Origin of the sequence: Frateuria sp. GZRR33, assembly GCF_051900425.1 — a bacterium.
Taxonomy (GTDB): Bacteria; Pseudomonadota; Gammaproteobacteria; order Xanthomonadales; family Rhodanobacteraceae; genus Frateuria_A.
Genome location: NZ_JBHZGK010000012.1, coordinates 15,780 through 38,805, shown reverse-complemented (window position 1 = coordinate 38,805; position 23,026 = coordinate 15,780). Strand labels below are relative to the sequence as shown.

The 23,026-nt window shown below is 68.2% G+C and carries 18 protein-coding genes; 9 read left to right on the top strand and 9 right to left on the bottom strand.

Going from position 1 to position 23,026, the window contains the following annotated elements:
- Nucleotides 1-45 precede the first annotated feature (45 nt).
- Together ACFWZU_RS14015 and proC are read right to left on the bottom strand one after the other, a co-directional pair.
- Complete coding sequence (locus ACFWZU_RS14015) at nucleotides 46-621, bottom strand: YggT family protein (RefSeq protein WP_439702155.1); 576 nt, start codon at nucleotides 619-621, stop codon at nucleotides 46-48.
- Nucleotides 618-1,451: a pyrroline-5-carboxylate reductase gene (gene proC, locus ACFWZU_RS14010; RefSeq protein WP_439702154.1), complete on the bottom strand. Its 834-nt coding sequence runs from the start codon at nucleotides 1,449-1,451 to the stop codon at nucleotides 618-620. The genes ACFWZU_RS14015 and proC overlap by 4 nt, the downstream gene beginning before the upstream one ends.
- Before the next feature lie 360 nt (nucleotides 1,452-1,811).
- Between proC and ACFWZU_RS14005 the strand changes: the two genes are divergently transcribed.
- Entirely contained in the window at nucleotides 1,812-2,849 is a 1,038-nt protein-coding gene (locus ACFWZU_RS14005; protein ID WP_439702153.1) for a type IV pilus twitching motility protein PilT, read from the top strand.
- A gap of 136 nt (nucleotides 2,850-2,985) precedes the next feature.
- Nucleotides 2,986-4,152 (top strand): PilT/PilU family type 4a pilus ATPase, encoded by a 1,167-nt coding sequence (locus ACFWZU_RS14000; RefSeq protein ID WP_231351009.1) that lies wholly within the window; start codon nucleotides 2,986-2,988, stop codon nucleotides 4,150-4,152.
- A gap of 106 nt (nucleotides 4,153-4,258) precedes the next feature.
- On the opposite strand, the gene ACFWZU_RS13995 is transcribed toward ACFWZU_RS14000, so the two are convergent.
- From ACFWZU_RS13995 to gshB, 7 genes are all read right to left on the bottom strand, one after another.
- Nucleotides 4,259-4,642 carry a BON domain-containing protein gene (locus ACFWZU_RS13995; RefSeq protein ID WP_301143825.1) on the bottom strand — a complete coding sequence of 128 codons (384 nt, stop codon included), beginning with the start codon at nucleotides 4,640-4,642 and terminating at the stop codon, nucleotides 4,259-4,261.
- A 268-nt stretch (nucleotides 4,643-4,910) separates the two neighbouring features.
- A complete protein-coding gene (locus ACFWZU_RS13990) occupies nucleotides 4,911-6,686 on the bottom strand; it encodes a hypothetical protein (protein WP_439702152.1) in 1,776 nt (591 codons plus the stop codon).
- 91 nt (nucleotides 6,687-6,777) lie between these two features.
- Complete coding sequence (locus ACFWZU_RS13985; protein ID WP_439702204.1) at nucleotides 6,778-7,704, bottom strand: aspartate carbamoyltransferase catalytic subunit; 927 nt, start codon at nucleotides 7,702-7,704, stop codon at nucleotides 6,778-6,780.
- Nucleotides 7,705-7,758: 54 nt separating this feature from the next.
- The gene (gene ruvX, locus ACFWZU_RS13980) at nucleotides 7,759-8,190 is read right to left on the bottom strand and encodes a Holliday junction resolvase RuvX (RefSeq protein WP_439702151.1); all 432 of its coding nucleotides are present in this window, start codon (nucleotides 8,188-8,190) and stop codon (nucleotides 7,759-7,761) included.
- Nucleotides 8,191-8,227: 37 nt separating this feature from the next.
- Nucleotides 8,228-8,800 carry a YqgE/AlgH family protein gene (locus ACFWZU_RS13975; protein WP_439702150.1) on the bottom strand — a complete coding sequence of 191 codons (573 nt, stop codon included), beginning with the start codon at nucleotides 8,798-8,800 and terminating at the stop codon, nucleotides 8,228-8,230.
- An 81-nt stretch (nucleotides 8,801-8,881) separates the two neighbouring features.
- On the bottom strand, nucleotides 8,882-9,748 hold the full coding sequence (locus tag ACFWZU_RS13970; protein WP_439702149.1) for an energy transducer TonB: 867 nt from the start codon (nucleotides 9,746-9,748) through the stop codon (nucleotides 8,882-8,884).
- Nucleotides 9,745-10,707 carry a glutathione synthase gene (gshB, locus tag ACFWZU_RS13965; protein WP_439702148.1) on the bottom strand — a complete coding sequence of 321 codons (963 nt, stop codon included), beginning with the start codon at nucleotides 10,705-10,707 and terminating at the stop codon, nucleotides 9,745-9,747. The genes ACFWZU_RS13970 and gshB overlap by 4 nt, the downstream gene beginning before the upstream one ends.
- 378 nt (nucleotides 10,708-11,085) lie before the next feature.
- On the opposite strand from gshB, the gene pilG reads away from it, so the two are divergent.
- The 7 genes from pilG to ACFWZU_RS13930 all read left to right on the top strand — a co-directional run bounded on the left by pilG (nucleotide 11,086) and on the right by ACFWZU_RS13930 (nucleotide 23,006).
- Nucleotides 11,086-11,442 (top strand): twitching motility response regulator PilG, encoded by a 357-nt coding sequence (gene pilG, locus ACFWZU_RS13960; RefSeq protein ID WP_209620096.1) that lies wholly within the window; start codon nucleotides 11,086-11,088, stop codon nucleotides 11,440-11,442.
- Between the two features lie 36 nt (nucleotides 11,443-11,478).
- The gene (locus ACFWZU_RS13955) at nucleotides 11,479-11,850 is read left to right on the top strand and encodes a response regulator (protein ID WP_091337433.1); all 372 of its coding nucleotides are present in this window, start codon (nucleotides 11,479-11,481) and stop codon (nucleotides 11,848-11,850) included.
- Nucleotides 11,847-12,392 (top strand): chemotaxis protein CheW, encoded by a 546-nt coding sequence (locus ACFWZU_RS13950; RefSeq protein WP_439702147.1) that lies wholly within the window; start codon nucleotides 11,847-11,849, stop codon nucleotides 12,390-12,392. Before ACFWZU_RS13955 ends, ACFWZU_RS13950 begins: the two co-directional genes overlap by 4 nt.
- A 118-nt stretch (nucleotides 12,393-12,510) precedes the next feature.
- A complete protein-coding gene (locus ACFWZU_RS13945) occupies nucleotides 12,511-14,541 on the top strand; it encodes a methyl-accepting chemotaxis protein (RefSeq protein WP_439702146.1) in 2,031 nt (676 codons plus the stop codon).
- A gap of 77 nt (nucleotides 14,542-14,618) precedes the next feature.
- The gene (locus tag ACFWZU_RS13940; protein WP_439702145.1) at nucleotides 14,619-20,726 is read left to right on the top strand and encodes an Hpt domain-containing protein; all 6,108 of its coding nucleotides are present in this window, start codon (nucleotides 14,619-14,621) and stop codon (nucleotides 20,724-20,726) included.
- Nucleotides 20,719-22,518: a chemotaxis protein CheB gene (locus ACFWZU_RS13935; protein WP_439702144.1), complete on the top strand. Its 1,800-nt coding sequence runs from the start codon at nucleotides 20,719-20,721 to the stop codon at nucleotides 22,516-22,518. The genes ACFWZU_RS13940 and ACFWZU_RS13935 overlap by 8 nt, the downstream gene beginning before the upstream one ends.
- The gene (locus ACFWZU_RS13930; protein WP_439702143.1) at nucleotides 22,515-23,006 is read left to right on the top strand and encodes a chemotaxis protein CheW; all 492 of its coding nucleotides are present in this window, start codon (nucleotides 22,515-22,517) and stop codon (nucleotides 23,004-23,006) included. The genes ACFWZU_RS13935 and ACFWZU_RS13930 overlap by 4 nt, the downstream gene beginning before the upstream one ends.
- Nucleotides 23,007-23,026 lie beyond the last annotated feature (20 nt).

Genomic DNA, 23,026 nt, shown 5'->3' with positions numbered 1-23,026 from the left:
CATCGCGGTCGCGCACAGGTGCGTTCCTGCAGTGGAACTCGACGCCTAGAACCCGCGCGCCAGCTGGTTGCCCCAGTCGAACAGCGGCGCCGCGACGAGGATGCGGGCGAGCAGCAGGCCGATCATCACCACCGCCGGCGAGAAGTCGAGCATGCCCACCACCAGCTTGCCGCGCAGCGGCTTGAGCAGCGGGTCGACGATGCCTTCCACCAGCCGAAGCACGGGGTGGTAGGTGTCCGCGGCGAACATGCTGAGCAGCGACCAGCCGAACACCAGCACCAGGTAGAACAGCAGCACGAAGTCGAGCAGGTCGGCCAGTGCGAGCACCAGCAGCCCGGCCACGTGCGGCAGCGCCCCGACCAGGGCGAACAGCACCACGCGCTTGACCAGCATCACCAGGTAGCACACCAGCAGGGCGGCCAGGTTGAGGCGGCGCCAGTTCGGCAGCACGCGACGGATCGGGGCAAGCACCGGGTTGGTGTAGCGGTAGACGAACTGGCTGATCGGGTTGCGGAAGTCGGCCCGCCCCGCTTCGGCCAGCAGCCGCAGTACGAACAGCGTCGCCACGACATCGAAGGCGATTTCAAGCAGCAGCGAGAGCGCGTTCAGCAGGTAGATCACGGGCGTGGCTCCTTGGCGTCCAGTTCGGCGGCCAGTTCGGCCCCACGGCGGGTGGCGGCGGCCACGGCGTGGGCGGCGATGCGCGGAAGGCCGTCGGCGGCGAAGCTTTCCAGCGCGGCCTGGGTGGTGCCGTTGGGCGAGGTTACCCGGCGGCGCAGCTCGCCCGGCGCTTCACCGCTCTCGACCAGCATGCGGCCAGCACCCAGGCAGGTCTGCGCGGCCAGCGCACGGGCGCTCTCGCGCGGCAGGCCCTGCGCCACCGCGGCATCCTCCAGCGCCTCGACCAGTGCGAAGAAGTAGGCCGGGCCCGAGCCGGACAGCCCGGTCACCGTGTCCATCAGCGCTTCATCGTCAATCCATCGCGTCATGCCGACCGCGTCGAGGATGTGCTGCGCCTGTGCCTTCTGCGGCGGGCTGACCCTGGCGTTGGCGCACAGGCCGGTCGCGCCGGCGCCGATCAGCGAGGGCGTGTTGGGCATGCAGCGCACGATCGGCAAATGGGCGCCGAACCAGCGTTCGAGCTGGTCCAGTCGCACGCCGGCGGCGATCGAGATCACCAGCGGACGCTGGCGCTGCAGCACGTCGCGCAGCTCCGCCTGCAGCGCCGGCATGATCTGCGGCTTGACCGCCAGCAGCAGGATCTCCGCGTCCTCGGCGGCCAGCCGGTTTTCGGCGAAGGTCGCCACGCCGAACTCGCGGGCGAGCGCCTCGCGCGCCTGCGCCTGCGGCTCGGCCACGCGGATGGACGAGGCCGAGGCGCCGGTCTTGAGCAGGCCGCCGATCAGGCTGCGCGCCATGTTGCCGCCGCCGATGAAGGCAAGTCGTGTCATGCCGGTCCCTTGGGTTGTGGGGCCCGATACCTTAACCCGAAGCGGCCGGCGGGCGGGTGACAAGGGCCACCCAACACCCAGGGGGCGCACCTGTACGCGACCGCCATGTCCGGTCGAGCGCAGGAAAGGCGCTCCCGCGGCGGACAAGCGAACCGGCGGGAAGCCATCGCAGTTTCCGCATCCGGAGGCGCCAACCCACTGGTCGCAAAGCCATTCGCGCGAGTAGTATCGGCTCGTTGCGAGGGGGTTGTCGGATGGCCGGTTCGAAGGCGACGGAGCGCGTGCGCGAGCGCGCGACCGGGCGGTCCCCTGCGCAGTACCGCTATTCATCCAGACGAACGTTTTAAGGGGAAACGCCCGATGGACATCGCCGAACTGTTGGCCTTTTCGGTCAAGAACAAGGCCTCGGACCTGCATCTTTCGGCCGGCCTGCCGCCGATGATCCGCGTGGACGGCGACGTGCGTCGCATCAACATCCCGCCGCTGGAACACAAGCAGGTCCACTCGCTGATCTACGACATCATGTCGGACAAGCAACGGCGCGACTACGAGGAGTTCTACGAGACCGATTTCTCCTTCGAGATCCCCGGCCTGGCGCGCTTCCGTGTCAATGCGTTCAACCAGAACCGTGGCGCCGGTGCGGTGTTCCGTACGATTCCGTCCGAAGTGCTGACGCTGGAAGACCTCGGTGCGCCGCGCATCTTCCGCGAACTGATCGAGCAGCCGCAGGGCCTGATCCTGGTCACCGGCCCGACCGGCTCGGGCAAATCCACCACGCTGGCGGCGATGGTGGACCACATCAACAAGAACGAATACGGGCACATGCTCACGGTCGAGGATCCGATCGAGTTCGTGCACACCTCGCAGAAGTGCCTGGTCAACCAGCGCGAGGTACACCGCGACACGCACGGCTTCAACGAGGCGCTGCGCTCGGCGCTGCGCGAAGATCCCGATTACATCCTGGTCGGCGAGCTGCGCGACCTGGAAACCATCCGCCTGGCGCTGACCGCCGCGGAAACCGGCCACCTTGTGTTCGGCACCCTGCACACCAGTTCGGCGGCCAAGACCATCGACCGCATCATCGACGTGTTCCCGTCCGGCGAAAAGCCGATGGTGCGTTCGATGCTTTCGGAATCCCTGCGTGCGGTGATCTCGCAGACGCTGCTGAAAAAGGTCGGCGGCGGGCGTATCGCGGCGCACGAGATCATGGTCGGCATCCCTGCCATCCGCAACCTGATCCGCGAGGACAAGGTCGCGCAGATGTACTCGTCCATCCAGACCGGCCAGCAGTACGGCATGCAGACGCTCGATCAGAACCTCCAGGACCTGGTCAAGCGCGGTCTGGTCGCGCGGCAGGAAGCGATCGGCTATGCCAAGAACAAGGACGTCTTCAAGTAAGACCAGGAATGGTGGATCGGGATCGGGAATCGCAAGCCCGTTCCCGGTCTCCCGGTGTGGCTCGCTCGGTGGATGACCGAGGGTGTGCTTCTGACGATCCCCGATTAACGAATTCCCGATTCCCGGACATCAAGCCATGAGCGATTTCGATTTCACCTCCTTCCTCAAGCTGATGGTGCACAAGAAGGCATCGGACCTGTTCGTCACCGCCGGCGTCGCGCCATCGATGAAACTGCAGGGTCGCATCGTGCCGATCACGCAGAGCCCGCTGTCGGTGCAGCAGGCGCGCGACATGGTGCTCAACATCATGACGCCGGCGCAGCGCGAGGAGTTCGAGAAGACCCACGAGTGCCAGTTCGCGATCTCCGCGCAGGGCGTGGGGCGTTTCCGCGTGTCGTGCTTCTACCAGCGCAACTGCGTGGGCATGGTGTTGCGCCGGATCGAATCGAAGATCCCCACCTTCGAGGAGCTGACGCTGCCGCCGGTACTGAAGACGCTGTCGATGACCAAGCGCGGCATCATCATCTTCGTTGGCGCCACGGGTTCGGGCAAGTCGACCTCGCTCGCCGCGATGGTCGGCTACCGCAACCAGAACTCGACCGGCCACATCATCACCATCGAGGACCCGATCGAGTACGTGCACAAGCACGAAGGCTGCATCATCACCCAGCGCGAGATCGGCATCGACACCGACAACTGGGACAACGCGCTGAAGAACACCCTGCGCCAGGCGCCCGACGTGATCCTGATCGGCGAGGTACGTACCCGCGAGACGATGGAGTACGCGATCAACTTCTCCGAAACCGGCCACCTGTGCCTTTGCACGCTGCACGCGAACAACGCCAACCAGGCGATCGACCGCATCCTGCACTTCTTCCCGGAGGACCGGCGCCAGCAGCTTTTCATGGACCTGTCGCTCAACCTCAAGGGCATCGTGGCGCAGCAGCTGATTCCCACGCCGGACGGCAAGGCGCGCCGCGTGGCGGTCGAAGTACTGTTGGGCACGCCGCTGGTGCAGGACTACATCCGCCAGGGCGAGATCCACAAGATCAAGGAAGTCATGAAGGACTCGGTCAATCTGGGCATGCGCACGTTCGACCAGAGCCTGGTCGAGCTCTACCACGCCGGCGAGATCAGCTACGAGGATGCCCTGCGCCACGCCGACAGCTCCAACGAGGTGCGCCTGCGCATCAAGCTGGCCCAGGGCGGCGACGCGCATACGCTGTCGCAGGGGCTGGAGGGCGTCGAGCTGGAGGAGACACGCGACAACAACCAGTTCGGCGGCGGCATGCTGCGGCGCTGACGGGCATCGAGAGTCGTCGCGACCGCCCGTCGTCCCGCAGAGGGACAGAAAAAAAGGAGCCCGAGGGCTCCTTTTTTGTTTGCCGCACGCGGGCGGCAGGGCAGCTTTACGGCGTATCGGCGCCCGCTGTCACGGTCAGGGCCGTGGCGTCGACGCTCTTCACGCCCTTGACGCTGTGTGCCACCTGGATGGCCTTGTTCTTGTCCATGTTGCTGGCCACCGTGCCGGTAAGCCGCACCATGCCGTCGTGGGTGTCCACCGAGATCTTGCTGGCGGGGATTTCGGACGTGGTCGCGAATTCGGACTTCACCTTGGTGGTGATCCAGGCATCGTCCACCTTGCCCGGGACGGTCTGGTTGCTGGACTGCATGCTGCCGCTGGACTGCGCGTCGGCGTCCTGTGCGAGGGCCTGCGCGAACGGCACGGCGGCCAACGCAGCGGTCAGGCCGGCGGCGATGAAGGCTCGATGGAACGCGGAATGGGTACGCATGGCACTCTCCTTCGGGTGACTGTCGCAACACGATGCGTTTGCACCGTGGAAACCATGGCAACAGGGCCGCCGTGAACAGGTTGTACGTCCGGCGCTTCGCCGTTCAGTGGCAATTACCGTTGTGAACGGCTGGCTGAAAGGAAGGTTGGGGCGGTGCGAAAGGAGGGTGAGCTGTCCGTTGTGCGCCCGGGTCGCGTGCGCTGCGTGGAAGCCGGAAAGCAGGCGGGGCGCCCCTGAAGGCGCCCCGCGCGGCAAGCCCAGTGCGGGCTTACTTGAGCGTGGTCTGGCTGCTGATCACCAGGCCGTCGCCGTCGACGTGTGCTTCGCCGTCCATCGATTCGATGCGCGCGGCCTGCGCACGCATGGCTTCGAACTGCGCCTTGGTGCGCGCCTCGGTGGCGGCCTTGTCGGCCGGGTCCTCCGCATTGGCGGCATCATCCTTGCCCAGCGCCGCCGCTGCCGAGGCCAGGGTGTCGGCCTTCTGCTGCATCAGGTTGACCCAGTCCAGGTACATCTGGCCATTCAGGTGCATGCGCAGCATCTGCCCCGCGTTGCCGATCGGTGCCTTGAGCGCGTCGGCAAGCTTGCTGTCCTCCCCCGCGCCGATGCCGAGCCCCAGGCTCTTGGGGCCCATCGCCAGCCAGGCCGGCTGGTGGAACATGTTGGCCAGGGTGGGCGGCAGTGCCACCGGCTTGCCATCGGCAGTGAGCTTCAGCTGCGCCAGGGCGGGAGTCATCATCTGGCCCATCGCAAGCAGACCGGCCGGGTTGCTGGTGCCAAGCACCAGTCGGCCCGTGAACTGCGGCATGGCATTGGCCTGGCCCGGCGTGAAGCTGTCCAGCGAAAGTCCCAGGCCCAGCAGGTCGCCGAACGGCGGGATGGCCGCCTGCTGCATGCTCTGACCGAGCTTGGCGAAGGTGTCGTTGAGGTCGGTCAGTGCGGGGCAGGTGAACGGCTTGGCCGCCACCGCGTCGGCCTGCGCGGTCCAGAACGCACGCACCTGCGCGACCGGTAGGCCCAGGAAGAACTCGAACGGCGAGGTCGCCTGCGTGGCGCCGAGCCCCGGCAGGTCGACCTTCAGCCCGCTGAAGGCCTGGGTGATGTCGCTGGCCAGCGAAACGTCCCAGCGCATGTCCTGGTGCTTGGCCTCGAGCCGGGTGTAGCCGAAGCTCAGCGCCGGCACGCGGCTGGCGAGGCGCGTGGCATCGGCCTGGCAGCTGGGCGGGATCTGCAGCTGGTTGGCCACCGGCTCGCCGGTCTTGGCCGACTCGGCCTGTGCGCGGGCCTTGAGCAGGGCGTTGAACAGCGGGTCCTTGCCGCTGGCGGCGAGCGGCAGGGCGCGGCTCAGGTCGAGTTCGCCCACGGCCCACTTCTCGTAGCCCTTGGCCTTGGCCAGCTTGGCCAGCCGGCCGTCGTCCTGCAGGTTCCGGGCTGGGCGATCCAGGCCCAGCGCCTGGCGCAGCAGCGACTGGGAGGCGTCGGCCGGCAGGATCGCGGCCACCGCCTGCTTTCCTACCACGGCCAGGATCAACTGGGTGCCCGTGGCGCCCGAAACGTGGCGCCGATAGCTCTGCTTGTCGAGGTTGGCGACGTCGAGTTTCTTGCCATAGGCGGTTTCCAGCCGGCCCACGAAGGCCTCGAACGCGTCGGTGTCGGTGAGCTGGAAGCGCAGCACCGGCGCCAGGCCAACGCCGTAGAGCGCGGAGTAGCCCTTGAGGTCCAGGCCGGCGCCCTGCGCGAACGACTCGACCGACTTGCCGTCCAGTTCCTTGGCGAACGCACGCAGCAGGTTGGCGGTGTCCGGGTCCTTCGCGGCCGTTTCGTCCGCGGCGGCACGCAACTGGGTCACTTCGGCCGGCATCTGGGCATCGGCCTGGGCCAGCAGGGCGGCGCGGGTGTCGTCGTCGAGCACGTCAAGGTTGGCCACCACGTAGGGCGTGTCCGCCGGCACGAAGGCCAGCGGGGCGTCCTTGTCCTTGTGTCCACATGCCGCCAGCAACAGGCCAGCCAAAGCCAGCGCGAGGGTGCGCTTCGTCGATCGCATGATTCGGTTCCCTGAAAAAAAGAAGAAAGGCGCGGCCATTATGCCGCGCCCTCGGTGTGGGCCGCCTGTGCCTGCCGTCGGGGGGGCGGTCTCAGCGGGCGAGCAGTTCGCCCAGCACCGCCATGCGCACGAACACGCCGTTGCCGACCTGTTCGAGGATCTTCGACTGGGCGCCATCGGCCACCTCCGAAGCGATCTCCACGCCGCGGTTGATCGGCCCCGGGTGCATGACCAGGCAACCCTTGGCGGCGAGCGCCAGGCGGCGGGTGTCCAGGCCGTAGCGGGCGAAGTAGGCCGCCTCGTCGGGAAGCTCGGTGGCGCTCATGCGTTCCTTCTGCAGGCGCAGCATGATCGCCACGTCGGCGCCGGCGATCGCCTCGTCGAAGTGTTCGACGAACACGCAGCGCGGGAACTCTTCGGGTGCAGGCATCAGCGGCGCAGGGCCGCACAGGCGGATCTCGCGCACGCCCATGGCGGTAAGCGCGTGCACGTCCGAGCGCGCTACACGCGAGTGCTTGATGTCACCGCAGATCACCACCGCCAGGTTCTCGAAATCCGGACGGTGCTCGCGGATGGTCATCACGTCGAGCAGGCCCTGGGTGGGATGGGCGCGGTTGCCGTCGCCGGCGTTGATCACCGACACGCCGCTCATCGCGTGGCGCACCAGTTCCTCCGGCGTGCCGGAGTTCTTGTGGCGCACCACGATGGCGTCCAGGTGCATCGCTTCCAGCGTGTGCAGCGTGTCGAACAGCTCCTCGCCCTTGGCGGTCGAGGAGAAGCCGATGTCGAAGTTGATCACGTCGGCGCCGAGCCGGCGCGCGGCCAGTTCGAACGAGGTGCGCGTGCGGGTGGAGGGCTCGAAGAACAGGTTGAGCACCGTGCGCCCGTTGAGCAGGTCCAGCTTGCGGGTGCCGTGGGCGCAGGCGTCGCGCATGGACAGGGCGCGGTCGAGCAGGCGTTCGATGCAGGCGCGCGGCAGGTTTTCCAGCGTGGTCAGATGGCGCAGGCGGGTGCCCATGGCGTGCGGTTCGAAAGCGCGGGAAGGGATGAACATGCGATGGCCTGGCTCAAGCTAGTGGGAGGCGGAGGCGGCGGCAAGCCAGCGTTCGAGGATCACCGCGGCGGCTTCCGCGTCGATGTTGGCCGCGTCGCTGCGGCGCTTGGTGCCGGCGGCGCGCGCGTCGGCGAAGCGCTGCGCGGCTTCCTGCGAGCTGTACTGTTCGTCCACCAGCGCGACCGGCCCCTGGTAGCGCTCGCGCAGGTGTTCGGCGAAGCGGCGGGCGAGCCGGGTGGCCGGCTGCACGGTGCCGTCGAGCGCCAGCGGCAGGCCGACGACCAGCGTGTCCGGCTGCCATTGCCTGTGCAGGTCGTCCAGCTGATTCCAGTCCGGTCCGCTGTCCCGGACGGGCACCACGGCCAGGGCACGGGCACTTGCGGTGATGGTATTGCCGACGGCCACCCCGATCAGCTTGCTGCCGACATCGAAGCCCAGCACGCAACTCATGCGCGGCGGTCCGTGCCGTCGATCGCCCGCCAGGCCCTCACGCGTGGCCTGCGTAGCCGGGAAGCTGCAGCGGATCGACACCGACCAGGCCGGCGGCGGCGCTCCAGCGCTCCTCCAGCGGCGTGTGGAACATCACCCGCTCGTTCGCTTCGGCGGTGAGCCAGCTGTTGTCCTTCAGCTCCTGCTCCAGCTGGCCGGCGCTCCAGCCGGCGTAACCCAGCGCCATCAGGGCGTCGTTGGGACCCTCCCCGGCCGCCATGGCGACCAGGATGTCGCGCGAGGTCGTCACCGACCATTCGGCGTTGATGCGGTAACTCGATTCCCAGTGCCCGTGCTCGCGGTGCAGCACGAAGCCGCGTTCCTGCTGCACCGGGCCGCCGATCAGCACCGGGCGGTCAGCCAGTTCCAGATCACTGCAGTCGAGCTTGAGCTGCGCCAGCACGTCGCCGAGCCGGTATTCGGAAAGCCGGTTCACCAGCAGGCCGACCGCGCCGTCCTCGTCGTGCTGGCACAGGAAAGCCACGCTGCGCGAAAACGGCGGCTCGGCCAGGCTGGGCATGGCGATCAGGAAATGTCCGGCGAGAGTCTGCAGGTTGGGGACGGCGCTCATGCGGCCATTGTAATGCGGAGGCGGGCATCCGTTGTAACGCGCGCGATGTGAAGCGGCCGCGTTGGGCCGGAGGCCAGCGCTTCAGCGATGGCGAAGCGTGTCGTCCGCGCCGAACTCCCACACCCGGTCGATGTAGAGGATGGTCGTGCCCTGCTTGTCCTGCGGCCACGGCGGGAACGGTGCCGACAGATGCACGATGCGCTTGGCCGCCTCGTCCAGCAGGGGCGAGCCGGAGCTTCGGATGATCTGGATCTCGGCGATGCTGCCGTCGCGGTTCAGGCCCACGCTGACCTCGAGGTCGCCGTGGATGTGCTCGCGCCTGGCCTCGTCCGGATAGTTGAGGTTGCCGATGCGCTCGACGCGCTTGAACCAGCCGTGGAGATAGGCCGCGTACATGCCTTCGGCGGTGTTGGCGGACAGGAACTTTTTCACCGGCCGCTTGGCATAGCGCTTGACCTTGCGGTCCCGTTCGGCGGTCAGCCGGGCTGCTTCCTGCCGGAGCTGCTCGAGGTCCGAAGGCGGCTGGTCGGTTTCCGGCCGGGCCTTGCTGGCCGTGTCGCTCGCCACCTTGTGCCGGCTGTTGCCGATGGTGGTCACCAGGCGGTCCGGCGTGGCTTGCTGGGCCTGCCGGTGCTGCTCCTGCCGGGGCACGGGGGCGACGCCGTTGCCCGGCACCGGCAGCAGGCCCGACAACCGCTCGGTCGGACGGCCGATCTCGTCGCTGTTGCCGCCGCCGCGATTGTTGGCCTGCGCCAGGAAGTCGGCCTGGTCGGGCGCTTCGCGGTTGGCCACGTCGACCAGGGTCACGTCCAGCGTCGGCAGGCTCGGTTTCGGCTTGACGAAATGGAAAGTCAGGCCGAGCACCAGCACGCCGTGCAGCAACAGGGAAAACAGGAAAGTCGCCCCGATCGGATCCGGGGTATCGGGGCGGCGGGCGGTGGCACTCACGCGGGGACGTTCTCGATCGCGTCGAACAGCAGTCCGGCGATATTAAGCCCGAACTGCGCGTCCAGTTCGCGCACACACGTCGGGGATGTGACGTTGATCTCGGTGAGGTAGTCGCCGATCACGTCCAGGCCGACGAAGCGCAGGCCACGGCGGCGCAGTTCGGGGCCCACCTGTGCGGCGATCCAGCGGTCGCGCTCGCTGAGCGGCACGCCGACGCCGCGTCCGCCGGCAGCCAGGTTGCCGCGGAACTCGTCGCCCTGCGGGATCCGCGCCAGTGCGTAGGGCACCGGTTCGCCGTCGACCAGCAGGACCCGCTTGTCCCCGGCGCTGATCTGCGGGATGAACTTCTGGGCGACGGTGAACTGCCGGCCCTCGCCGTGGGAATCGCCACCGACCAGCGTTTCGAGCATAGAGTTGAGGTTGGGATCGCCGGTTCGGACCCGGAAGATGCCGCGCCCGCCCATGCCGTCCAGCGGCTTGAGCACGACCTCGCCGTGCTCGGCGACAAAGCGGCGCAGCTCCGCGGGGTCGCGCGCCACCAGAGTGGGCGCCATGCACTGCGGAAAATGCAGCGCGAAGACCTTCTCGTTGCAGTCGCGTAGCGCGCGCGGGTCGTTGACGACCTGGACGCCGTCGCGCTGGGCTGCCTCCAGCACCATGGTGTCGTAGATGAACTGGGCGTCGACCGGTGGATCCTTGCGCATCAGCACGACGTCGATCCCGCGCAGCTCCCGCCATTGTTCCTGGCCCAGTTCGTACCAGCCTGCGGGATCGTCGCGGACGGACAGAGGCGTGAGCCGCGCGTGCGCGACGCCGTCGCGCAGCGCCAGGTCGCCCTGCTCCATGTAGAAGAGGGCATGCCCGCGTCGCTGGGCCTCCAGCAGCATGGCGAAGGTGGTGTCCTTGGCAATCTTGATGGCACGGATGGGATCCATCAGCACGGCGACCGAAAGCGGCATGAAACATGCTCCATGGCAGGGGAGGGCGACGCCGGGGAAGGGCGGGTGGCGGCGCGGCAGGTCTGGATGGTCGCCGAGGGGGCGCAATGCGGCAAGTTCTGACGCGCTCGCTCAAGAACTGACGCGTTTGCCGATACTGACCTTCAGCCGGCGCCACGCCTTGATTTTTGCTTGACGCCGCTTCTGTCAGGCGGTAAACAGCAACGCATCGAGTGCGTTGCCGGCAATCGGAACGCAACCACAGAACAAGTTGCGGTTTTTTTTGCACACTGGTCGGCATCCGCCCGGCCCGTGTGCCTTACCTGAGCCTCGGGCGGGCACCAGGGGGGTTGAGTGAACTTGAATACGAGCGACAACGGCTTGTCCGGTCTGAAGGTCATGGTGATCGATGACTCCAAGACCATCCGGCGCACGGCCGAAACCCTGCTCAAGAAGGAAGGCTGCGAGGTCCTCACGGCCGTCGACGGCTTCGAGGCGCTGGCGAAGATCTCCGACCAGAAGCCGGCGATCATCTTCGTCGACATCATGATGCCCCGCCTGGACGGCTACCAGACCTGCGCGCTGATCAAGAACAACCCGCAGTTCCGCGCCACGCCGGTGATCATGCTGAGCTCCAAGGACGGCCTCTTCGACAAGGCGCGCGGCCGCATCGTCGGCGCCGAGCAATACCTGACCAAGCCGTTCACCCGCGACGAACTGCTTGGGGCCATCCATCGTCACGTCAGCACGGTCTGAAAAACCACTGACTGCAGCGTCTTATAGGGGAGACCTGTGGCAAAGATTCTCATCATCGACGACTCACCGACCGACGTGCGCGTGTTCACCACGCTGCTCGAGAAGGCCGGCTACGCGGTCGCCGCCGTCAGCACCGCCGAGGAAGGCATCGAGCGCGTCCGCGCCGAGCTGCCGGACCTGGTCATCATGGACGTCATCATGCCCGGCATGAATGGCTTCCAGGCCACCCGCACGCTCACGCGCGACCCGGTCACCTCGAACGTGCCGATCGTGATGATCACCACCAAGTCGATGGAAACCGATCGCGTCTGGGGCCTGCGCCAGGGCGCGCGCGCGTTCATCACCAAGCCGGTCAACGAGAAAGAGCTGCTGACCTGCATCAACGACCTGTTGCCGAGCGCGGCATGAGCGAGAGCGCCAACCTCACGCCGTTCGAGATCCTGGCCCGCTACGAGCGGCTGTCGCTGGCGCACGCACAGGACGTGCAGGACCGGATGGAGGCGCCGGGCCTGTGGCGCGGCATCGGCTACCGCGTCGGTTCGCGCCTCTTCGTCAGCGCGATCGACGAGATCAACGAACTGCTGGCGGTGCCCGTGCTGACCCCGGTGCCGCTGACCCAGCCCTGGCTGATGGGTGTCGCCAACGTGCGCGGCAACCTGGTGCCGGTGATCGATTTCAATCGCTTCCTGTTCGGCGAGCGCACCCAGCCGACCGAGCGCACGCGCCTGCTGATCGTCCGCCAGGGCGGCGGCAGCGTCGCGCTGATGGTCGATGAGGTGTTCGGCCAGCGCACGGTAGACGAGGAGCAGCGCCGCGAATCCATCGCCGAGGAGGATCCGCGCCTGACCCGCTTCGTCGGGGAGCGGGTGGCGGTGGGCGAGCAGCGGCTGGGCGTTTTCAGCATGAACCGGCTCGTGCGCGCGCCGGATTTCCGCCAGGCAGCGGCCTGAACGGAGCGATATGTAGGGCCGGTGCCGCGCGTGGCCGGATACCAGGGGCGAGAGGTCCCGCCAGCGCAGCGCGGTCGAAGCGCGGCCCGGCAGGATGGAAGACGGACGAGGTGTAACGATGAGCACTACAGGGGGCATCGGCAAGGAACGGGGCTATACGGGCCTCATCGTCCTGCTGCTGATCGCGATCGGTTTCGCGGCGCTGGACTTCTTCCTGCTGAACCAGAAGAACGGCGAGGACCGCCAGGCGAGCGCGCTGACCACGCAGATCCAGGTGCTGTCGCAGCAGACCGCCAAGTACGCCCTCGAGGCTTCCGACGGCAACGTCGACTCCTTCAAGGAGCTCGAGAGCACCCGCAACGCGATCGACGCGGCGGTGCAGAAGCTGGCCAAGGGCGACCCCAAGGGCGGCATGGAGGCCTACGGCGACAACAACGCCACGCCGGCCGGCCGCAGCGTGACCGCACTGGTCAACGCGTGGGGTCAGCTTGACGGCGACATCCGGAAGATCCTGTCGAACAAGGCGGTCGTGCTGGATTCGGCCCAGCGCGCGGACAAGCTCTCGCAGCAGATGCCGCTGCTCAACTCGAGCATGGATCAGGTCACCAACATCCTGCAGCAGCGCAACGGCAGCGCCGAGCAGATGCTCGGCTCCTCGCGCCAGATGCTGCTGGCCGACCGAATGGTCCGCCGCGTGCAGGAGGTGCTGCAGGGCGGCGATTCCGCACAGGCCGCGGCCGACGGCCTGGCCCGCGACGCGCAGCTGTACGGCACCGTGCTCAAGGGCCTGACCGACGGCAACGCCGATGCCGGCGTCAAGGCGATGGGCGATGCCAACGCGCGCAAGATCCTCACCGACATGCAGGAGAACTGGGCGGCGCTCGCCGAGCCGATCGCCAAGCTCGTCTCCGCTGCCGCGCCGATCGCCGACGTGAAGAACGCCGGTAACCAGGCATCCCTGGATTCGCAGAACGTGCTGCTGCGCGCCAACGAACTGTCCGATCAGATCGGCAAGCTGCCGTTCCGCCGGCTGTTCCCGAACGTGTGGTGGGGCGTGCTGGGCGCTGCCGGTGCGGTGGCCTTCGCGCTGCTGCTGGTGGTCACCCTGGTGCGCGACCAGCGCAAGCGCTTCCAGGATTCGACCGAGCTGAACCAGCGCAACCAGGAGGCGATCATGCGCCTGCTGGACGAAATGGGATCGCTGGCCGAAGGCGACCTGACCGTAAAGACCACGGTATCGGAAGACATCACCGGCGCCATCGCGGACTCGGTGAACTACGCCATCGACGAGCTGCGCACCCTGGTGACCACGATCAACGAGACCTCCGAGCAGGTGTCTTCGTCGGCGCAGGAAACCCAGACCACCGCGCGCCACCTGGCCGATGCGGCGCAGAGCCAGGCGGCCCGTATCTCCACGGCGACCTCGGCGATCAACCAGATCGCCAGCCTGATGGACAACGTATCGAAGGATTCGGCCGAGTCGGCCGACGTGGCCGAGCGCTCGGTGCAGATCGCCTCGCGCGGCGCCGAAGTGGTGCGCGAGACGATCTCGGGCATGGACTCGATCCGCGACCAGATCCAGGAAACCTCCAAGCGCATCAAGCGCCTGGGCGAGTCCTCGCAGGAAATCGGCTCGATCGTGGAACTGATCAACGACATTGCCGAGCAAACCAACATCCTGGCGTTGAACGCGGCCATCCAGGCGGCCTCGGCCGGCGAGGCGGGCCGCGGTTTCGCGGTGGTGGCGGACGAAGTGCAGCGCCTGGCGGAACGCTCCGCCAGCGCGACCAAGCGAATCGAGACGCTGGTGCAGACCATTCAGTCCGACACCAACGAGGCCGTCAGCTCGATGGAGCAGACGACGTCCGAGGTGGTCGCCGGTGCCCGGCTGGCCGAGGACGCCGGCAGCGCACTGGGCGACATCGAGCGCGTGTCGCACGATCTGTCGGCGCTGATTCAGAACATCTCCACTGCGGCGCGTCAGCAGTCCGCGGCGGCGACCGACATTTCGCAGTCGATGAACGCGATCCAGGAAATCACTTCGCAGACCTCGCAGGGCGCGAGCCAGACGGCCGACTCGATCGGCTACCTGGCCCAGCTCGCCAGCGACCTGCGGCGCTCGGTGGCGCACTTCAAGCTGCCGGGTTGATCAACGTTTACCGACAGAGGGCAACCTCGAACGGTTGTGCGATGCGTGCGTAGCGCGCAGCCGCTCAAGAGGGGCGCATGAGACTTCAAGACCACATCGATTTCACCACCCTGCAGTGGGTCAAGCCGGAGCTCGACGAGACCCTGGCACGGGCCCGCGAGGCGCTGGAGTCCTACGTAGAGAACCCGGGCAAGCGCGAGGTCATGCGCGTCTGCGTGGATCATCTGCATCAGGTACAGGGCACTCTTCGCATGGTCGAGCTCTACGGCGCCGCGATGGTCGCCGAAGAGATGGAGACGCTGGCGATCTGCCTGCTGGAGGACCACATCCGCCAGCGCGATGACGCCTTCGGCGCGCTGATGCGCGGTCTGATGCAGCTGCCCGACTATCTCGAACGTCTTTCCGGCGGCCATCGCGACGTGCCGGTGGTGTTGTTGCCGCTGCTCAACGATCTGCGCGCAAGCCGCGACCAGCAGGCGCTGTCCGAAGCGGCGCTGTTCAACCCCAACCTGGAACAGGCGCTGCCGGTGCAGGCGCCCGGTGCGCAGGGCGAGGTCGACGTGGCCGCCCAGCGCAGCGCGATCACCACGCTGCGACTGCGTTTCCAGCAGCAGTTGCTGGCCTGGTTCCGTGGCCAGAACGCGCCGCAACAGTTGCTCGGCATGCGCGAGACCCTGCTGGGCATCGCCGGTCGCTGCTGGACCATACCGGGTCGTCGCCTGTGGTGGATCGCCGCCGGCGTGTTGGAGGGTCTGGAGCAAGGCGTGCTCAAGAGCCACGCGGCCGAGATCCGCCAGTTGATCGGCAAGGTCGACCGCAACATCCGCCAACTCGTCGAACAGGGCGAAGCCAGCCTGCGCGGCGGCGATGCCGACGAGCTTGCGAGCAAACTGCTCTTCATCGTGGCGCAGGCCCGTCAGACCAGCCCCCAGATGGCGCTGCTGAAACAGACCTACCGCCTGGACAGCCTGCTGCCCGACGCCGCAGAACTCGAACACGCGCGCGGCTCGATGGCTGGCCACAACCGTGCCCTGCTCGATTCGGTGTCCAAGGCACTGAAGGAAGACCTGCTGCGCGTGAAGGAAGCGCTCGACCTGTTCCTGCGCCAGAGCGATGGCGATCCCGCGCAACTGGCCGCGCAGGGCGAGGTGCTCGAGCGGGTCGGCGACACCCTGGGCATGCTGGCGCTGGCCGTGCCGCGCCGGGTGGTCAACGAACAGCGCCGCGTGCTGGAAGAGATCGCGCACAAGGTGCGTGCGCCGGAAGAGGGCGTACTGCTCGACGTCGCCGGCGCGCTGCTGTACGTCGAATCCTCGCTGGACGACCACATCGAGAGCCTGGGCGCCGAGGAAAGCCTGGCCGGCGAAACGCTGCCGGTCGAGGGCGAGGCGACTCCCGCGCTGCCGCGCAGCGAAGCCCGCAGCATTCTCGCCTCGCTCATGCAGGAGGCGATCGCCAACGCCGCCAAGGTGAAGGACGCCATCGTCGCCTTCGTCGAGGCTGGCTGGGACCATGCCCAGCTGCATGGCACGCCGGCACTGATGGACGAAGTGGCTGGCGCCATGCGCATGCTGTCCGCGCCACGTCCGTCCGAGCTGGCCGAAGGCATCGGCCGCTTCATCGGCAACGAAATGCTGGTGGACCGGCGCGTGCCGGGCAGCGCGCAGATGGACCACCTGGCCGACGCACTGGCCGCGCTGGAGTATTACCTCGAAGCCGCCCGCGAACATCGCGGCGGGCTGGAGCACATCCTCGACGTGGCCGAGCACAGCCTCGGTTCGCTGGGCTACTGGCCGCTGCCCGCCGCGCGCGCGGCGATGGCCTACGAGGCGCCCGCACCGGTCGCCGTCGCCGAGGAGCCGTCCGAGCCGGCACTGTCCGAACCGGTCAGCATGGCTGACGGTCGTGGTCTGGACGACCTGATGGTCGGCAGCAGCGAGCCGCTGCAGCCCAGCACGCACGAATTGGCCGGCCTGCGCCTGGCCCAGACCGAGCCGCTCACCGTCTCGCCGACTGCCGGCGAGGAGGGCGACTGGATCGAGATCGAGGAAGAAATCGTCGAGGAAGTGCCGGTCGCCGACGCGCTGGCCGGCAACGCCGGTTTCCAGCTCGGTACCGAGGGCATCGACGACGACATCCGCGAGATTTTCCTGGAGGAAATGCAGGAGGAGATCGACAACCTGCGCGGCGCCGAGCAGGCCTGGCTGGCCGATCCGGCGCAGCTTGCCGCGATCACCCCGATCCGTCGCTCCTTCCATACGCTCAAGGGCTCTGGCCGCCTCGTGGGCGCCAGCGTGCTCGGCGAGTTTGCCTGGAAGGTCGAGAACATGCTCAACCGCGTGCTGGATGCCACCATCCAGCCGCACGAGGGTGTGCAGGCCCTGGTCAGTGCCGCCATCGGCGCCTTGCCGCAGTTGCTTGCCGCGCTCAAGGGCGAGGGCACCCCCACGGCCCCGCTGGCGGCGATCATGGCCACGGCCGATCGGCTGGCCGCGGGCGAAATGGCGCAGATCAGCGACCATGCACCGGCCGCCACGGAAACCGTGCGCCGCATGGTGCGCCGTCGCGTGCCGCGCCTGGATGCGGCCGTCGAGGCCGTGCCGGCCGCTGCTCATACCGACCACACCGCGGCAACCCAGGTTCCGGTCGAACCGGCCCAGCCGGTCGAGGCGATCGCGCTGCCGGTGATGCCGCCGGTCGACCCGGTGCTGCTGGAAATACTGCGCAGCGAAGTGGCCCAATACCTGCAGGCGATCCGTGGTGCGCTTGCCCGCGCCGATGGCGAGCTGCGCATCGACGACGCCCTGCTGCGCGCGGTGCACACGCTGCACGGCGCCATCGCGATGGTGGACATCCCGCTGCTGACGCAGTTGCTGTCCCCGCTCGAAAGCCTGCTCAAGCGCCTGCGCGCGGCCAGCCTGCCGCTGTCGGAAGAAGGCACCCGCCTGCTCGCGCAGTCCGCCGACGTGGTCGACCACGTGATGGCTCAGTTCGATGCGGCCGATCCCCAGCTGCCCACGGTGGATGCGCTTACGGCCCGGCTGATCGAGCTTCGCGACAGCCAGCCCGAGCCGAAGGTCGCGCACGTGCTGTTCGACCCGCACGCTGAAGACCTGCCGACCGAGCTTCCGGACGACGCCGTCGCCGCCGCGCTCGAGGCTGGCCTGGGCGATGCGCTGGGCGAACCGGTCGCCGCAGACGCTTGCGATGAACCGGGCGAACACGACGAACACGATGCCTACGCGGGCGAGTTGCTGGCTGCGCTCGATGCCTTCGACCTGGATGCTGCCGAAGCCATCGGCGGCGAGGGCCTGTCGGTCGATGCCGGTCACGCGGAGGATGAACAGAGCCTCGCCGCGCTGCTGGACAGCCTGTTGAGCGAGCCGGCCGATGGCCAGCCGCTGGCGACGCAAGCGGATGTCGCAGCGACGGACGAGGGCGAAGCCGGCCTGGACGAAGCCCTGGATCTGACGCTGGAAGCTGGCGCACTGGAACCGGAGCTGGAGGCCTCTGACGAAGCGGACGCCGAGCTGGACGCCACGCTGCTGCGGTCCGAGCCGACGGATGTGCCGGACGAGTCCGTCGAGGCGGGTGTCGCCCCTGCCGGCGAGGACGCCGTCGAGGGCGGGGAGTCGCCGCTGGCGGAGACCACCGGGGATGAGGTTGCCGAACAGATCGTCGCGGCCGTTGGTGCCGAGGCGGCGGATGCACCCGTCACCGCCGGGGTCGACGCCGAAGCCGACGAAAGCCAGCCGACCGAGCCGGCGTTCGAACCGTTCGTGCCGCTCGTCGTGGAGAGCACGCCCGTGCAGCCATGGGTCGGCCAGATCGACCCGGACCTGCTCGAGATCTTCACCGAGGAAGCCAACGAACTGCTCGACCACGCCGACGGCCTGCTGGCCGAGTGGCGCGCCGAGCCGAGCGAGACGGCGCACGCCGCCGGTCTCCAGCGCGACCTGCACACTCTCAAGGGCGGAGCCCGCATCGCCGGCCTGGTGCCGGTGGGCGACCTGACCCACGCCATCGAGACCCTGCTCGAAAAGCCGGTGGCCGAGCGCGATACGGCGCAACTGATCGGCGGCCTCGAGGCCGGCTTCGATGCCCTTCACTCGCTGGTCAAGCGCGTCTCCCTCGGTCAGTCGATCGAGTACCCGCAGGCGTTGATCGATCGTCTGCTGGCCATGGTCGGCGAGGAAGCGCTGTCCGACGAAGGTCACGACACCGGGCCGGCCATGGCGCCTTCCGCCAGGCTGCCGGCCGCGCCGCTGCCGGAGTTGCTGCCCGACCTGCTGCCCGAGCGCGAGGAAGAAGAGGTTCGTTCCACCCAGGAACAGATCCGCGTCCGCGCGGAACTGCTGGACAACCTGGTGAACCATGCAGGCGAGGTCGCGATCTACCGCTCGCGCCTTGAGCAGCAGGTCGCCGGCTACCGTTTCAACCTGGTCGAGCTCGACCAGACCGTGCAGCGTCTGCGCAGCCAGCTGCGCATGCTGGAAATCGAAACCGAAGCGCAAATCATCGCGCGCTTCCAGCGCGAGCACCGCGAGGCGGGCATCGGCGTGTTCGACCCGCTCGAGCTCGACCGCTTCTCGCAGCTGCAGCAGTACTCGCGTGCGCTGGCCGAATCGGTATCCGACCTTGTCTCGATCCAGAACATGCTGGACGAGCTCACCCGCCAGTCCGAAACCCTGCTGATCCAGCAGTCGCGCGTCAGCGCCGAACTGCAGGACGGCCTGTTGCGCACCCGCATGCTGCCGTTCGACACGATGGTGCCGAACCTGCGCCGCACGCTGCGCCAGGCTGCGCAGGAAGAAGGCAAGAGTGCCCAGCTGTACGTCGAGGGCGCCCACGGCGAAATGGACCGCAACCTGCTCGACCGCATCAAGGCGCCGTTCGAGCACATGCTGCGCAACGCCATCGCGCACGGCATCGAATCGCCGGCCGACCGCCGCAAGGCAGGCAAGCCGACCGAAGGCGCGGTACGCATCCGCGTCGCCCGCGAAGCCACCGAGGTGGTGGTGCGCGTCAGCGACGACGGCCGCGGCCTGGATCGCGAGGCGATCCGCGCCCGCGCGATCGAACGTGGCCTGCTGCGTGCCGATTCGCGCCCCAGCGACGACCAGTTGCTCGGCCTGATCACCCAGACCGGGTTCTCCACCGCCAGTCACGTCACCCAGCTCGCCGGCCGCGGCGTGGGCATGGACGTGGTGGCCAACGAGATCAAGCAGCTGGGCGGTTCGCTCGCGATCGAGTCGCAGCAGGGCCAGGGCACCACCTTCATCCTGCGCCTGCCGTTCACCCTCGCGGTGACCCAGGCCATCGTGGTACGCATCGGGGAGGCGACCTTCGCCATCCCGATGACCTCGGTGCAGGGCGTGGCGCGGATCAGCCCGGACGACCTGGGTGCACGCCTGGGCGATGCCAACCCGACGTTCGAGTACAACGGCGATGGCTATGGCATCCACGACCTGGCCGATCTGCTCGGCCTGCAGCCGAACCCGGTGATCGAGGAAGAGCAGCTTCCGCTGCTGCTCACCCGCGCCGGCGACCTGCGCGCCGCGATCCGCATCGACGCGGTGATCGGCTCGCGCGAGATCGTGGTCAAGTCGGTCGGCCCGCAGGTCAGCTCGGTGCCGGGCGTGCTCGGCGCGACCATCATGGGCGACGGCTCGGTGCTGATCATTCTCGACCTGCCGCCGCTGGTCCGCCACGGCATCGCCCGTCGCGAGCAGCGCCTTGCCGACGGCCTGAGTGCGGTGGCCTCGCCGTTGATCGAAGAGCAGCGCGCCAAGCCGCTGGTCATGGTGGTGGACGATTCGATCACCATGCGCAAGGTCACCGGCCGCGTGCTGGAACGCCACGACTACGAGGTGTTCACCGCGAAGGACGGCGTCGACGCACTGGAGAAACTGCACGACCGCGTGCCGGACATGATGCTGCTCGACATCGAGATGCCGCGCATGGACGGTTACGAGCTGGCGACGCAGATGAAGGCGGACCCGCGCCTGCGCGAGGTGCCGATCATCATGATCACCTCGCGCACCGGCGACAAACATCGCCAGCGCGCCTTCGACATCGGCGTCGATCGCTACCTCGGCAAGCCTTACCAGGAAGCCGAACTGCTGGCGCAGATCGCCGAAGTGCTCGAGCAGCGCGCCATGGCGATGGAGGCAGTCCATGGCTGAGGCGGTACCGGCAGTCGCGCTGCTGTTCGACGACGCGGGTCTGGGTGAACAGTTGCGCAGCGCCCTGCAGGAACGCGGTGCGCGGATCGTGCACGAGGGGCCATTGAACGGTCTGAGCCGTGACCTGCTCTCTTCGGTCGAGGCCGACGTGCTGGTAGTCAACCTCGACGACGAGGACGACAGCGCGCTCGATCGCCTGGACGAAGCGCTCGAAGGCGACCGCCCGCGCGTGGTCTTCAATGACGCCCAGGCAAGCCGCCGGCTGGAAGGCTGGGACCGCGCGCGCTGGGCCCGTCACCTGGCGATGAAGGTGTTGGCCATCGGCGACGCCGATCCGCCGCGCCCACCGGCGCCGGCGGACGCTGCCAACGAAAGTCCAGCCAACGCGGCGGTGGCCGAACCGGAGCCGACGGATGCCGCGGTACACGGCCTGGACGAGCCGCAGGTGGACGAGGAGGCGCGCCAGGCGGCCGTATCGGAAACGCTCGCGGCCGAACTGGAGGCCTTGCTCGCTTCCGACGCACCCGCGGCGGAAGGCGACGATTTCGGCGCGGGCCTCAACTATGCCGCCGGGGAAGGCGGGGAACTGCATGACGGCGACTTTGGTGCCGCCTTTCCTGCAGAATCCGATGCCCGTGCCCGGGAAGGCGACCAGCTGGCCGCCTCGCCGATCGAGGCGGTCGACGAACCCCGTCCGCTCGCGGCGACGGAGTTCTCGCTGATCGATGAAAACCAGGCGGCCGCCGCGCACATCGACGCCAGTGTCCCGGCGCAAGCGCAGGCGCACGCCAGCTTCCAGCTCGACCATCTCGAGCTGGCGCCGATCGGCGAAGAAGCGGCTCCCGCCGCTGTTCGCACGGTGACCGAACCGGTCCCCGCGGCACGCCTTTCCGACAGCTGGACGTTGCTCGACGGCGACGCACCCGCGCCTGCCCCGGCAGCCCCGGTCGAGCACGCGGCGCCAGCCGAGTTCGGCATTGAAAAGGTCAGTGCAGTCGACTATCTCGCCCCCGATGCCGAAGCCGCCGGGCAGGTGAGCCCGGGCGAGTTCGGGATCGAAAAAGTCAGCGCGCTCGACTATCTGGCCCCCGAGGCCGACGAGGGGGCCTCGCCCGTCCTTCCGGGTCTGAGCCTGGAGCTGGTTTCGCTCGAGGAGGCCATCGCCCCGCAGGACTTCGCCCCTGCGCACGAAATGGTGCTCGAAGCGCCCGCCAGCGCACTGCCGCGGCTGGTGGTGCTCGGCGCCACCACCGAAAGCACCGCGTCGGTCGGCGAATTCCTTGCCGCGTTGCCCGCCGGCCTGCGCGCCACCGTGCTGCATACCCAGCATCTGGCCGGCCGTCCGGCCGATGGCCTGGTCGAATATTTCACTTCGCAGTGCGCGCTGCCGGTGCGACTGGCCGAAGCGGGCCTGCGCGCCGGCACGGGCGAGATCCTCGTGGTCCCCTCAGACCGCCAGGTGACCGTGCGTCGCGACGGTTCGGTCGAACTGCAGCCGATCGAGGCGGGTGCGGCGCACGCGCCGTCGATCGATGCGAGCCTGACGCAGGCCGCCGAGGCCTTCGGTCGTGATGTGATCGCCATCGTGTTCGCTGGCCGATCGACCGACGCGGTGGCCGGTTGTCAGGCCGTGCACGACCGCGGTGGCCAGGTCTGGGTCGAAGCCAGCGGTGGCCAGCACGCGTCCGACATGGTCAGCGGCGTGCTGGCCGAAAATCTGTCCCATCATGCCGGCACGCCCCGCGAACTGGCGGCGCGCCTGGCCGAGTACTCCCCGGAAGGTCAGCCATGAGCGAACAACCCCTGCCGCGCGAAATCCGCTGCGTGCTGGTGCCGGTGGGGCAGCTGCGCCTGTTGCTGCCCAATGCCACCGTCGCCGAAGTGATCACCCTGCCGACCCCCGAACCGGTCGAGGGCGCCCCCGAGTGGTTGCTCGGCCGCATCGCCTGGCGCGGCTGGCGCGTGCCACTGGTGTCCTTCACCAAGCTTGCCGGCGCACCCGAAGGCGATGCCGACCTGGCCGTTCGCGTGGCAGTGCTCAAGGCGTTGGGCAACAACGCCCGGCTGCCGTTCGTTGCGGTCGTGACGCAGGGCTTCCCGCGCCTGACCACGCTCAACGCCGAGCTCATCATTCCCACGCACGACGGCGCGCCGTTGCCGGCTGGCGTGAAGGCCCAGGTGCTGGTGCGCGACGACATCGCGGTCATCCCTGATCTGGAAGGCATCGAGGCGGAACTGGCCGCGCTGCTGAGCCTGGACGAGCAGGCCGGCGCCGCCTGAGCGGGTACGCCACGCGAGCG

What these genes read in the sequence shown, in the direction of transcription:
- ACFWZU_RS13950 (WP_439702147.1), top strand. Translation starts at nt 11,847, where the DNA reads ATGAGCGAGAGCGCCAACCTCACGCCGTTCGAGATCCTGGCCCGCTAC.
- ACFWZU_RS14000 (WP_231351009.1), top strand. Translation starts at nt 2,986, where the DNA reads ATGAGCGATTTCGATTTCACCTCCTTCCTCAAGCTGATGGTGCACAAG.
- ACFWZU_RS13985 (WP_439702204.1), bottom strand. Translation starts at nt 7,704, where the DNA reads ATGGGCACCCGCCTGCGCCATCTGACCACGCTGGAAAACCTGCCGCGC.
- ACFWZU_RS13930 (WP_439702143.1), top strand. Translation starts at nt 22,515, where the DNA reads ATGAGCGAACAACCCCTGCCGCGCGAAATCCGCTGCGTGCTGGTGCCG.
- gshB (WP_439702148.1), bottom strand. Translation starts at nt 10,707, where the DNA reads ATGCCGCTTTCGGTCGCCGTGCTGATGGATCCCATCCGTGCCATCAAG.
- ACFWZU_RS13990 (WP_439702152.1), bottom strand. Translation starts at nt 6,686, where the DNA reads ATGCGATCGACGAAGCGCACCCTCGCGCTGGCTTTGGCTGGCCTGTTG.
- pilG (WP_209620096.1), top strand. Translation starts at nt 11,086, where the DNA reads ATGGTGATCGATGACTCCAAGACCATCCGGCGCACGGCCGAAACCCTG.
- ruvX (WP_439702151.1), bottom strand. Translation starts at nt 8,190, where the DNA reads ATGAGTTGCGTGCTGGGCTTCGATGTCGGCAGCAAGCTGATCGGGGTG.
- ACFWZU_RS13945 (WP_439702146.1), top strand. Translation starts at nt 12,511, where the DNA reads ATGAGCACTACAGGGGGCATCGGCAAGGAACGGGGCTATACGGGCCTC.
- ACFWZU_RS13940 (WP_439702145.1), top strand. Translation starts at nt 14,619, where the DNA reads ATGAGACTTCAAGACCACATCGATTTCACCACCCTGCAGTGGGTCAAG.
- ACFWZU_RS13995 (WP_301143825.1), bottom strand. Translation starts at nt 4,642, where the DNA reads ATGCGTACCCATTCCGCGTTCCATCGAGCCTTCATCGCCGCCGGCCTG.
- ACFWZU_RS13975 (WP_439702150.1), bottom strand. Translation starts at nt 8,800, where the DNA reads ATGAGCGCCGTCCCCAACCTGCAGACTCTCGCCGGACATTTCCTGATC.
- ACFWZU_RS13935 (WP_439702144.1), top strand. Translation starts at nt 20,719, where the DNA reads ATGGCTGAGGCGGTACCGGCAGTCGCGCTGCTGTTCGACGACGCGGGT.
- proC (WP_439702154.1), bottom strand. Translation starts at nt 1,451, where the DNA reads ATGACACGACTTGCCTTCATCGGCGGCGGCAACATGGCGCGCAGCCTG.
- ACFWZU_RS14005 (WP_439702153.1), top strand. Translation starts at nt 1,812, where the DNA reads ATGGACATCGCCGAACTGTTGGCCTTTTCGGTCAAGAACAAGGCCTCG.